The sequence below is a fragment of the Paenibacillus thiaminolyticus genome (assembly GCF_003591545.1).
GTDB classification, from domain to species: Bacteria; Bacillota; Bacilli; order Paenibacillales; family Paenibacillaceae; genus Paenibacillus_B; species Paenibacillus_B thiaminolyticus_A.
This window is the reverse complement of sequence record NZ_QYZD01000017.1, coordinates 87,525-99,477: the sequence shown is the minus strand read 5'-3', so window position 1 is coordinate 99,477 and position 11,953 is coordinate 87,525. Positions and strand designations below refer to the sequence as shown.

At 55.7% G+C, this 11,953-nt stretch carries 9 protein-coding genes; all 9 read right to left on the bottom strand.

Annotated features, from left to right (window positions below; translation table 11 throughout):
- Nucleotides 1–30: 30 nt before the first annotated feature.
- A complete protein-coding gene (gene truB / locus DQX05_RS18305; protein ID WP_119794941.1) occupies nt 31–945 on the bottom strand; it encodes a tRNA pseudouridine(55) synthase TruB in 915 nt (304 codons plus the stop codon).
- Nucleotides 942–1,940, bottom strand: coding sequence for a DHH family phosphoesterase (locus tag DQX05_RS18300; RefSeq protein WP_119794940.1), 999 nt, complete (start codon nt 1,938–1,940; stop codon nt 942–944). The genes truB and DQX05_RS18300 overlap by 4 nt, the downstream gene beginning before the upstream one ends.
- 69 nt (nt 1,941–2,009) lie before the next feature.
- Complete coding sequence (rbfA, locus tag DQX05_RS18295; RefSeq protein ID WP_119794939.1) at nt 2,010–2,366, bottom strand: 30S ribosome-binding factor RbfA; 357 nt, start codon at nt 2,364–2,366, stop codon at nt 2,010–2,012.
- Between the two features lie 59 nt (nt 2,367–2,425).
- Nucleotides 2,426–5,020, bottom strand: coding sequence for a translation initiation factor IF-2 (gene infB, locus DQX05_RS18290; protein WP_119794938.1), 2,595 nt, complete (start codon nt 5,018–5,020; stop codon nt 2,426–2,428).
- Nucleotides 5,013–5,336, bottom strand: coding sequence for a L7Ae/L30e/S12e/Gadd45 family ribosomal protein (locus DQX05_RS18285; protein WP_006286772.1), 324 nt, complete (start codon nt 5,334–5,336; stop codon nt 5,013–5,015). The genes infB and DQX05_RS18285 overlap by 8 nt, the downstream gene beginning before the upstream one ends.
- Nucleotides 5,329–5,640 (bottom strand): RNase P modulator RnpM, encoded by a 312-nt coding sequence (rnpM, locus tag DQX05_RS18280; protein ID WP_119794937.1) that lies wholly within the window; start codon nt 5,638–5,640, stop codon nt 5,329–5,331. Before rnpM ends, DQX05_RS18285 begins: the two co-directional genes overlap by 8 nt.
- 81 nt (nt 5,641–5,721) lie before the next feature.
- Nucleotides 5,722–6,822: a transcription termination factor NusA gene (gene nusA / locus DQX05_RS18275; RefSeq protein WP_087441403.1), complete on the bottom strand. Its 1,101-nt coding sequence runs from the start codon at nt 6,820–6,822 to the stop codon at nt 5,722–5,724.
- A gap of 120 nt (nt 6,823–6,942) precedes the next feature.
- A complete protein-coding gene (gene rimP, locus DQX05_RS18270) occupies nt 6,943–7,404 on the bottom strand; it encodes a ribosome maturation factor RimP (RefSeq protein WP_111155390.1) in 462 nt (153 codons plus the stop codon).
- 210 nt (nt 7,405–7,614) lie between these two features.
- Nucleotides 7,615–11,925, bottom strand: coding sequence for a PolC-type DNA polymerase III (locus tag DQX05_RS18265; protein WP_182914809.1), 4,311 nt, complete (start codon nt 11,923–11,925; stop codon nt 7,615–7,617).
- Between the last annotated feature and the right edge of the window lie 28 nt (nt 11,926–11,953).

Sequence of the window (11,953 nt, the reverse complement as noted above, 5' to 3'; positions counted from 1 at the left end):
AAAAGGGATTCCCCTCCTTGCGCGGAACGATTAAGGCACGAAGACCTTGATCGGACGCAGCACCTGCTCCGTGTCCGGCTTATGATACAAGCCGAAAAAAGTTCCTTCTTCATCATACAACCGATAGATGCAATTCGTCAAAGGCGGAACGCTCAGTCCCCGTTCCGGGATGCCCTTGCCCTGAACCGCATGCGGCGCGAAGGCAGGGGCGACCCGCAGCTCGGGAAAATGCGAGACGGCGCGATCCATCGGAATCAGCAGATCTGCCAGCGTTCCGGCCGCCATCGCTTCTTCAATCTGGGCGAAGGTGAAGCTGTCCTCTTCCCTGAAGTTGGCGGAGCGGGTCCGTATCAATTCCGCCATTGCCGCCGGGACTCCCAGCTTGCGTCCGACATCGACGCACAGGGTTCGTATGTACGTTCCCTTGGAGCATTGAACACGGAACCGCACCTCCGGTTCAGCCCTGCCAAGCGTCATTCCGATTAGTTCAATGTGATGGATCGTCACTTGACGCGGCTTGCGCTCTACGGTCTTGCCTTCGCGAGCCAGCTCGTACAGCCGCTTGCCATTCACCTTGACTGCGGAGTACATCGGAGGAACCTGTTCGATGGGCCCAATGAACGACAGCAGCGCTTCCTTGACCATCGCTTCGGTTACATGGGATGCATCGGCGCGTTCCGTTACTTCGCCTGACATATCCTCTGTATCGGTCGACACGCCAAGCCGCAGCGTCGCTTCATACTCCTTCGGCATTTCCTGTAAATATTCGACCAGTCGGGTCGCTCTGCCCACGCATAACGGCAGTACCCCTACGACTTGAGGGTCGAGCGTGCCCGTATGCCCGATCCGCTTTTCCCGAATGAGCCGGCGGACTTTGGCCACGACATCGTGCGACGTCCAGCCTGCCGGCTTCCATACCGGGAGAACACCATGAAGCTCTGTCATAATTCTTGTTTCACCCGTTCCACTACTTGAATAATGATATCATCCAGAATGCCGCTTACTTTGCATCCGGCAGCCCGAACATGACCTCCGCCCCCGAACGATTTCGCAATCGCGGAGACATCGACGCGATCCGAAGAACGCATGCTCACCTTGACGTTCTGATCATCAATTTGCTTGAACAGCAGCCCGACGTCGACGCCTTCCACATTGCGGGCATAATTAACGAGGCCTTCCAGATCTTCATTGACCGCTCCCGTCTCCCGCATATCATCCGGCGTGATGAAGAGCCAGCCGACTCGCTGATCCGGAGTAAAGGTGAGCCGGGACAATCCGCGCTGAATTAACTTCAGCTGCGCCATCGACATCGTTTCGAGCAGCCGATCCGCGATGGCGTTCCCTTGAACCCCCAGCTTCAGCAGTTCGGAGGCGACGCTCATCACATGCGGAGTCGTATTGCTGTAGCGGAAGCCGCCTGTATCGGTCAGCAGCCCGGTATAGAGCATCGTCCCGACCTTTTCGTCCAAGTCGACGCCCGCTGCCAGCAGAAGATCATATAGAATCTCCGCTGTCGCTGCGGCATTGTCGCGAATCAGGGCCGCCTCGCCATAGCGGTCGTTCGTTGGATGATGATCGATATTCAAAATACGGGCATCTGGGGCAACCCAGTTCGCTATCTTGCCGATCCGGGCATAGTCGGCGCAATCGACGCATATGACGGTCGAATATTTCTGCTCCGGCTCGCCTTCCCCATCCTGATAACTGTCGATCTGCTCGGCCATCGGCAAGTCAGCCAGCCGGCTCGGCACGCCATTTTCGTTAACCAGCCGATATGTTTTATTCCATTTGTCCAAGAGCCAGCCGATGACGAGCGTAGAACTGATCGCATCCCCGTCCGGCTGCACATGCGACACGACGAGCACATCGTCGCATGATCGCAGGAACGAGCATGCGCGCTCGATATCGTCTGCGTAGCGGTCGGATAACATTTCTGCCATAGGCACCTCCGTGAAGACAGGCAAATCGAGCCGGAAGCTCGATTTGCCTGTTCAGTCCTTCATTTGCATTTATGTCGTCTCGCGATCGTCGCGAATATCGCCAAGCAGTTTTTCTATCCGGCTGCCGTACTCAATGGAAGCATCAATCTTGAACGACAGCTCCGGCGTATGGCGCAGACGGATTCGCTTGCCGACCTCGGAGCGGAGAAAGCCGCTGGCCTTTTCCAGTGCTTTGATCGTATCTTCCCTTTCTTCTTCCGTCCCCATCACACTGAGATAGACTCTGGCCAGCGACAGGTCATTCGTCACATCGACGCCCGTCACCGTGACAAACCCGATTCGAGGATCTTTTAATTCCAATTGGATGAGCTGACTCAGCTCTTTCTTCATCTGTTCGCCAACCCGTCCGGATCGGAAGTTTGCCATGGGATACACCTCATTTCATTAGTTGTTTCATCATATGCTGGCAAGGTCAGGCCGCACGATTATCGCTCCACGGCTTCCATGACGAATGCCTCGATAATGTCGCCTTCCTTGATGTCATTGAACTTCTCCAGCATAATTCCACACTCGTAGCCTTGCGCCACTTCCTTGGCATCGTCCTTGAAACGCTTCAAGGAGTCGATCTTGCCGTCGAACACGACGATGCCGTCGCGAATCAGGCGAGCATCGGCAGAACGCGAAATCTTGCCCTGCGTGACCATACAGCCGGCGATCGTTCCGACCTTGCCGACCTTGAACGTATGGCGCACTTCCGCGTGTCCGATGACGACTTCCTTGTACTCCGGATCCAGCATCCCCTTCATCGCCTGTTCAATCTCTTCCACGATGGAATAGATAACGCGGTACAGGCGAATGTCCACCTTCTCTTGATCGGCCGTCGCTTTCGCTTGCGCGTCCGGACGCACGTTGAAGCCAACAACAATTGCGTTAGACGCCGTCGCGAGAATAATATCCGATTCGGTAATCGCCCCGGCGCCGGAATGAATGATCTTCACGCGTACGCCCTCGACATCGATCTTCTCGAGTGATCCGCGCAGCGCTTCTACCGATCCTTGAACGTCCGCTTTGATGATGACGTTCAGTTCCTTCATCTCGCCTTCCTTAATATGCTTGAACAGATCGTCCAAGGTGACGCGAGAGTTCGCACCCCACTGGCTTTCCCGAAGCGTCGTCGCGCGCTTCTCGGCAATGGAGCGGGCTTTGCGCTCTTCCTCGAACGCCATGAACGGATCGCCAGCTTGCGGAACGTCCGTCAGACCGGTAATCTCAACCGGCGTCGACGGGCCTGCCTCCTTGAGCCGGCGTCCCTTGTCATTGACCATCGCGCGGACCCGCCCGAAGCAGGTGCCTGCGACGAACGCGTCACCGACGCGCAAGGTGCCGTGCTGCACGAGAATGCGGGCAACCGGTCCGCGTCCTTTGTCGAGCTCGGCTTCAATGACGGTGCCACGGGCGCGTTTGTCCGGATTTGCCTTGAATTCATTGACCTCGGAGACGAGCAGAATCATTTCAAGCAGCTCTTCCAGACCCATGCGCTGCTTCGCAGATACGTTGACGAAGATCGTGTCTCCGCCCCACTCCTCCGGAACGAGCTCATACTCGGTCAGCTCCTGCTTGACGCGATCCGGATTTGCCTCGGGCTTGTCAATTTTGTTGACAGCGACAATGATCGGAACGTTGGCCGCCTTCGCATGGCTGATCGCCTCTACCGTCTGCGGCATGACGCCGTCATCCGCAGCGACGACGATAATCGTAATGTCCGTTACCTGCGCGCCGCGCGCCCGCATCAGCGTGAACGCTTCGTGGCCCGGGGTATCCAGGAACGTAATCTTCTTCTGATTGAATTCAACTTGATATGCACCGATATGCTGGGTAATGCCGCCCGCTTCGCCGCTAGTAACGTTCGTCTTGCGGATAGCGTCGAGCAGCGTCGTCTTCCCGTGGTCGACGTGACCCATAATCGTAACGACCGGCGGACGCTCCATCAGATCGGCCTCGTTGTCCATTTCTTCCTCTGCTTCGAACGGATCCTCGATAGCCGGAAGCTTCAGATCGACTTCGACCTTGAACTCATCGGCAATCAGCTGGATCGTATCCAGATCGACTTCCTGATTGATCGTCGCCATGACTCCGAGGAACAACAGCTTCTTGATAACCTCGGAAGCGTCCTTATGAAGCAGCTTCGCCAGTTCTCCAACCGTCATCGCACCGCGAACGATAATTTTCTTCGGTGTGTTATCGATTTTCTCGCGGCGCTCCTGCTGCTGATGGTTGTTCCGGCCTTTGTTGCGGCCGCGGCCTTGTCCGCCCCGGGAACCGCCAAACTTGTTGTCGTCGAAGCGGCGGTTGCCTGGCTTATTGTTCCGCTTGCCGTCCTTCGCATTGGAATCCTCGAAGCGGCGAGGCGGGTTGGAACGGTTCGAAGCTGCCGCATTGCCCGGCTTCCCTTGCCCTTGCCCTTGCCGTTGTCCTTGGCTGCCCTGTCCGCCGCCCTGTCCGCCGCCGCGGTTCTGATTGTTCGCTGCTCCGCCCTGAGGCTTGCGTTGTGTGGAATCCTGTCCGCCCGGTCTATTGTTGGTTTGGTTCGGTCTCGTATTCATTGTCGTTTGCTTCTCGCCCTGTCTCTGTTGATCTCGTTGTCCGCCTCCGCCACGCTGCGCATTGCGATCCGAATTGCGTCCCGCTTGCCCGCGATTCCCATCACGCTGCTGATCGCCGCGCTGCGGTTGACGCTGGCCGTCGCGCGATCCGCGCTGACCTTGCGGTCTGTCGTTCGAATCTTTGTGCTGTTCCGGCTTTTTCGCCGCTTCGGTCTGCTTCGTTCCCGCTTGACTCGTCTGCGCTTGCGGCTTCGAAGGTTGCCCTCCTTCTCTTTTGGCTTGCGCATTTGCTTTTACATCACGGAAAAACTGTTCGACCTTCTTCACGGCATCATTCTCCATTACGCTCATATGATTGTTGACTGGTATGTTCAAACGCTTTAGTATCGTAATAATTTCCTTGCTGCTCATATTGAGCGATTTGGCATATTCGTAAACTCTCAATTTATCTTTATTGTCCTTCTCTTGTTTACTCAATATACTCCACCTCCGACATAGTTTTCAGTCCGTTCCGCATCATGGTCGCAAATCCGCCGTCCAATACAGCCAGCACGACTCGCTCCGGCTTGCCGATGCTGCCTCCCAGTCTGTCTCTGTCAAATCCGATGGCCAACGGAATACCGTACGATTTGCACTTATCCCGAAACTTCTTCTTCGTGTTCTCGGATGCATCCCCCGCTACGATGACGAGCTGAGCCTGGCTGCCGCGAATCGCCTTGAGGACAATCTCGTCGCCCGTCACCAGCTTGCCCGCCCGTTGAGCAAGGCCGAGCTGAGACATCAGCTTACTCATCATCGTCCACCTGTTCCTTCATCGCATTGAATTCATCTTCCACCTTGATGAAATCTTGCGCAAGCTGCTCATAGATTTCAGGCTGCACCTGATGCTTCAACGCCCTGTCCAACGCCCGTGATTTATGCGCCAGCTTGAAGCAGGACATCTTCCCGCACAAGTAAGCGCCACGGCCCGATTTTTTGCCGGTCAGATCGATGAGGACTTCGTCTTCCGGCGTCCGGACGACGCGGATCAATTCTTTTTTCGGCATCATTTCTTGACAGGCGACGCATTTGCGCAGCGGAACCTTCCTTGTTCTCATGACTCATTCCCCCTTACGATCCGATCGAGCTTCCGGTGGAGGCTGCGACCGTAACATATGGCGATGGTCGCGCCTTCGGTGTTATTCTTCGAAGCTATCGAAGCTGTCTGTGTCTTCCGCTATGCCGCCCTCGTCCTGGACAGGCTCCTGCTCAGCCTGAGACTCGCTCTTGATATCAATCTTCCATCCGGTCAGCTTGGCAGCGAGGCGCGCATTCTGGCCTTTGATGCCGATAGCGAGCGACAACTGATAATCCGGCACGATAACCCGTGCCATCTTCTCGGATTCGTACACGGTGACATCGACGACTTTGGAAGGGCTGAGCGCATTGGCGACATATTCCTTCACATCATCCGACCAGCGGACGATATCGATTTTCTCGCCGCGCAGCTCATTCACAATCGTCTGCACCCGCATTCCTTTTGGTCCGACGCAGGACCCTACCGGATCTACCTCTTCGTTCCGGGAGTGGACCGCGATTTTGGAGCGCTGCCCCGCTTCGCGCGCGACCGACTTGATTTCGACGACCCCGTCGAAGATTTCAGGCACTTCCAGCTCGAACAGGCGCTTCAGCAGCCCCGGATGTGTCCGGGACAGGACGATTTGCGGCCCTTTTGTCGTATTTTCCACCTTCGTAATATATGCCTTCACCCGATCACCGTGCTTGAACTTCTCGTTCGGCATCAGTTCATTCAGCGGCAGAACCGCTTCCACCTTGCCCAGATCGACGAAGACATTGCGCATATCTTGACGCTGCACGATACCGGTCACGATATCTTCCGCCTTGTCGATGAATGCGTTATAGATAAGGCCGCGCTCCGCCTCGCGGATGCGCTGAGTGACGACCTGCTTCGCCGTCTGGGCCGCAATACGGCCGAAATCGCGCGGCGTCACTTCGATCTCGCAAATGTCATCCAGCTGGTAATTCGGGTTCATCTCGCGGGCAGCGTGGAGCGAGATTTCGAGACGAGGGTCGAGAACCTCGTCCACGACCGTCTTGCGGGCGAATACTTTGATGACGCCCGTCGCGCGGTTCACGTCGACGCGCACATTTTGCGCGGTGTTGAAGTTGCGCTTGTAGCTGGAAATAAGAGCCGCTTCAATCGCTTCAATCAATACATCCTTGCTAATTCCTTTTTCTCGTTCAATTTCGGTCAACGCTTCAATAAAATCCATACTCATGATTGGTTAGCTCCCCCTTTCGACCGGTCACGGCCTGATTCCTGTTCAGTTCAAAAAGGATGCAAGTTCAAGAAGTCCTGCCGGTGCTGAATACCGGGCTCTTTGAACGGGTACTGACTGTTAAAAGACAATCGCAAGTCGCGCGCTGGCTACTTTGTTATACGGGATGGCCCGGTCTTTGCCGCCAACCTGGACAACCATCGTCTCTCCGTCGAACGACACCAGTTCTCCCTCGAACTCCTTCAATCCGCCAATCGGCTCGTATGTAGTTACAAATACATGCTTGCCAACCGACTTGGCCACATCCTGCGGCTTTTTCAACGGGCGTTCCGCCCCCGGAGACGATACCTCCAAGAAATAAGCATCCTCAATCGGATCAGTCTCATCCAGCTTCTGGCTTGCGTACTCGCTGATACGCCCGCAGTCCTCAATATCGATGCCGCCCTCTTTGTCGACAAAGATGCGCAGAAACCAGCTGCTGCCTTCTTTGACATACTCAATGTCGACCAGTTCGAAACCGTTCTCCTCCAAATACGGCGTGATCATGCTTTCAACTACCGATTTAATGTTCGGTGAACTCAAATTCAAGGACCTCCTGCACAGTTGGAAATAGTTGCTGTATATTTCAGAATCCGCACGCAAATATGAAAGAGTGGGTTTCCCCACTCTTTGCGCAACGGATTTATCCACATGATTACCAAAAAAATTATATCATAGCCCTATACGGAATGGCAAGGGCAATCCCATCCTCTGCCTTTCTTGAATGAGCCCGTCTGCTCTCGAAGCGAATGATCAGAACAGCGACAGCTGATTGCTCTCCGGCAGTCCGCGGAAGCAGCCCATCTGGCCCAGCAGCTCCACGATCGTTTTCGTCGCCTTGGAGCGGTTCTGGAAGTCCTCCACGGACAGGTATTCTCCGGCCTCGCGGGAAGCCGCGATATTACGCGCCGCATTCTCCCCGATGCCCTGCACGGCGGAGAACGGCGGGATGAGCGCACCTTCGTCCACCTGGAAGCGGGTCGCATCGGACCGGTACAGATCGATCGGCTTGAACGTGAAGCCGCGGGCGGTCATTTCGAGCGCCATCTCCAGAATCGAGACCATACTCTTCTCCTTCGTCGTCGCCTGGAATCCCTTCGCTTCGATCTCGCTGATCTTGCGGTTGATCGCGTCATAGCCCTGGCAGCACAGCTCGATATCGAAATCTTCCGCACGCACCGTGAAGTACGTCGCATAGAATTCAATCGGATGGTAGAGCTTGAAGTACGCGGTCCGCACCGCCGAGATAACGTACGCTGCGGCGTGGGCTTTCGGGAACATGTACTGGATCTTGAGACAGGAATCAATGTACCATTGCGGCACGTTGCACCGCTTCATCTCTTCGATCCATTCCGGAGTCAGCCCTTTCCCCTTCCGCACGCTCTCGGTTATTTTGAAGGCGAGGCCGGCATCCATTCCCGCCTTGTAGATTAAGTACAGCATAATCTCGTCCCGACAGCCGATGACCGTCTTGATCGTGCAGACCCCGTTCTTGATCAGCTCCTGCGCATTGCCGAGCCATACGCCTGTTCCGTGGGACAAGCCCGAGATTTGCAGCAAATCCGCGAACGAGGAAGGCTGTGCTTCTACCAGCATCTGCCGGACGAAGCGCGTTCCCATCTCCGGAATCCCGTAGGTGGCGACTGGCGTGCGTATCTGCTCCGGCGGGACGCCCAACGCGTCCGTCGAATTGAACAAGCTCATCACCTTAGGGTCGTTCATCGGAATCGTCGTCGGATCGACGCCGGTCAGGTCCTGGAGCATCCGCATCATCGTCGGATCATCGTGGCCGAGAATATCAAGCTTGAGCAGATTCGCGTCGAAGGCGTGATAGTCGAAATGCGTCGTCTTCCATTCGGCCGACGTATCGTCCGCCGGAAATTGGACCGGAGTAATATCCTCCACTTCCATGTAATCCGGGACGACGACAATGCCGCCCGGATGCTGTCCGGTGCTCCGCTTCACCCCGGTGCAGCCGGCCGCCAGCCGGTTCAGCTCGGCGCCCCGCCATGACTTCCCGTGCGATTCCTCATATTTTTTGGCGAAGCCGAACGCCGTCTTCTCCGCTACCGTTCCAATCGTCCCCGCGCGGAATACGCTCTTCTCGCCGAACATGATCTTCGTGAAGTTATGGGCATTCGGCTGGTATTCCCCGGAGAAGTTCAAGTCGATATCGGGTACTTTGTCCCCCTTGAAGCCGAGGAACGTCTCGAACGGAATGTCCTGGCCCTCGCCCTTCAGCATCTGCCCACAATGCGGACATTGCTTGTCCGGAAGGTCGAAGCCGCTCGGCACGCTTCCGTCCGTAATCCATTCACTGTGCTTGCATTCGGAATTTAGGCATATATAATGCGGCGGCAGCGGGTTAACCTCGGAGATGCCGAGGAAGGTCGCGACGACCGAAGAGCCGACGGAGCCCCGTGAACCGACGAGATAGCCGTCTTCATTTGATTTTTTGACGAGCCGCTCGGAGATCAAGTAGTTGGCGGAGAAGCCGTACTTGATAATCGGCTCCAGTTCCTTTTCAAGCCGCTTAACAACGATTTCCGGCAGCGGCGTGCCGTAGACTTCCTCCGCCGTCCGATAGCAGGTCATCCGAATCTCTTCGTCTGCCCCTTCGATAATCGGGGTGAACAGCTTGTCCGGGAACAGGACCAGATCCTCGAACCGATCCGCGAGCTGATTCGTATTGCGCACGACGACATCGTAAGCCGTCTCTTTGCCAAGGAACTCGAATTCCTGCAGCATTTCCGTCGTCGTGCGGAAATGGGCATCCGGCTTGCGCATATCTTTGAGCGGGCTGAAGCCTGTTATGCCATGAATCGTAATGTCGCGGAACAGCTTATCCCTTGGATTGAGATAGTGCGCGTTGCCCGTGGCGACCACCGGCTTGTTCAGCTTTTCCCCAATCTGGACAATTTTGCGGAGCGCCTCCTCGATCTGCTGCTTCGAGCCGACAAGTCCTTTGTCGACCAGATGCATATACATGGTCAGCGGTTGAATCTCCAGCACGTCATAGAACTCGGCCACCTGTTCCGCCTCTTCAATCGACTTGTTGAGCACCGTCTCGAAAAACTCGCCCTTCTCGCAGCCCGACATCAGCAGCAGCCCTTCCCGCATCTCCACAAGCTTGCTCTTCGGAATACAAGCGACGCGATTGAAGTATTCGGTATGGGACATCGAGACGAGCTTATACAAATTTTTCTTGCCGACGCTGTTCAACGCGTAAATATTGCAGTGGAACGGCCGTGCGTTCTTCAGATTCTGGCCGACATAATCATTCAAGCGGTCGAGCATCTCAATGCCGTAGATGGCCTGCGCGTCCTTCAACAACCCGTTCAAAATCCCGAAGAGCGCAATCGTGTCGTCAATGGCGCGGTGATGGTTCTCCAGCGACACCTTATATTTGTCCGCCAGCGTATTCAGGCGGTGGTTTTTCAGCGTCGGATGGATCAGCCGGGCCAGTTCCAGCGTATCGATGACCGGATTGGTCATCTCGGGCATCCCCAGCTTCTTCAGATTGTACTGCACATAGCCGATATCGAATCTCGCATTATGCGCGACCAATATCGCATCGCCGACAAATTCCGTGAACTCGCGCAGCACCTGATCGATTTCGGGAGCATCCTTCACCATCTCATCCGTAATATTCGTCAGCTGCTGAATATGGTACGGAATCGGCTCATGCGGGTTGACGAAGGTGGCATAGCGTTCGATCTCCTGGCCGTCCTGCATTTTGACGCCGGCGATCTCCGTCATCTTCGTATTCGTAACCGACAGACCCGTCGTCTCAATATCGAACACGACATAGGTCGCTTCCTTCAAGTTGCGGGGCTCGGCGTTCATGACCACTTCCAGATCGTCGTTGATGACGTTCGCTTCCAGGCCGTAGATCATTTTCAATCCATGCTTCTTGGCCGCCTTAGCCGCTTCCGGGTAGCATTGCACATTGGCGTGATCCGTGACCGCAATCGCTTTATGACCCCATTTGGCGGCCTGTTTAATATAGGCGTCAATCGGCGCCACCGCATCCATCGTGCTCATCGTGGAATGGAGATGGAACTCGACCCGTTTCTCCTCTGCCGGATCCTGCCGCTCCGCAGGAGGCGTCACTTCGTTCAAGTCTGAAGGAATCATGACAAGCTCGGGCACCATCATGAAGCGATCGTACTCCACGCGTCCGCGCGCCTTCACCCACTTGCCGTTGGCGATGAGGCTAAGCATGGCAAGATCCTCTTTCGTCTTCGCGAACATCTTCATCATGAGCGAATCGCTGAAGTCCGTCACATTGAAGGTGAACAGCGTGCTGCCATTCCGCAGCTCCTTCATTTCCAGACCGAAGACAGCTCCCTGAATCGTGATCCGCTTCTCCTCATCCTGAATATCCATAATCGGCGTCGCATCGTCCTTGATATCATAGCCGACATGGAGACGTGCCGGTGCTTCCCCGGGAGCGGCCGCTTCGGCCGCCTCGCGCTCGGCTTCCACCATCATCTGCTGGACGACCTGCCGTTCTTCCTCAATAAGCTTAGCCTGGAAGGCCTCATACGCATCCGTATCGAAGCTGCCTTTCTGCATCGTGAAGCGCAGAGAGCGGGAGAAATATGTCTGGAAAAATTGAACCGCATAACTGTCGAGTTGCTTCTTCTTGGCGAGCTCCAGGGTCGTCGCTTCGGCCAGCGTCAGCTTGACCTGATCGCCTTCCACATCGACCTTGGCGCGATGCAGCCAACCGTTGACTGACGCGACTTCCCGTTTGACCCACTCGACGAACAGCCCCCAATAGGCCTCAACGACCTCCGCATTGCTCACATTTTCATCATAATGAAAAATAATTCGGATCTTGGCGATATGGGACAGCTTCTCCTGCACGCGGAGACAAAAGGAACGATAGGCCTCCGCTGGCGCTACCGACGCCTTGCCGATATGGATCGTCCACTCCCGATTGGAACGGCTGCATTCGACCCGCTCGATTCTGGCGTCATGATAGCTTCCTTCCGCCAGCTCCGCAGGAACGCCAGCCTGCTTCATTAACAACTCGAATCGCATTCTGTTATCCGACATGCCGATTACTCCACCCCCATGACAACCG

Bases quoted from the DNA above. Each gene is read 5' to 3' on its own strand.
- truB (WP_119794941.1), bottom strand. From the start codon at position 945: ATGACAGAGCTTCATGGTGTTCTCCCGGTATGGAAGCCGGCAGGCTGG.
- DQX05_RS18300 (WP_119794940.1), bottom strand. From the start codon at position 1,940: ATGGCAGAAATGTTATCCGACCGCTACGCAGACGATATCGAGCGCGCA.
- rbfA (WP_119794939.1), bottom strand. From the start codon at position 2,366: ATGGCAAACTTCCGATCCGGACGGGTTGGCGAACAGATGAAGAAAGAG.
- DQX05_RS18285 (WP_006286772.1), bottom strand. From the start codon at position 5,336: ATGAGTAAGCTGATGTCTCAGCTCGGCCTTGCTCAACGGGCGGGCAAG.
- rnpM (WP_119794937.1), bottom strand. From the start codon at position 5,640: ATGAGAACAAGGAAGGTTCCGCTGCGCAAATGCGTCGCCTGTCAAGAA.
- nusA (WP_087441403.1), bottom strand. From the start codon at position 6,822: ATGAGTATGGATTTTATTGAAGCGTTGACCGAAATTGAACGAGAAAAA.
- DQX05_RS18265 (WP_182914809.1), bottom strand. From the start codon at position 11,925: ATGTCGGATAACAGAATGCGATTCGAGTTGTTAATGAAGCAGGCTGGC.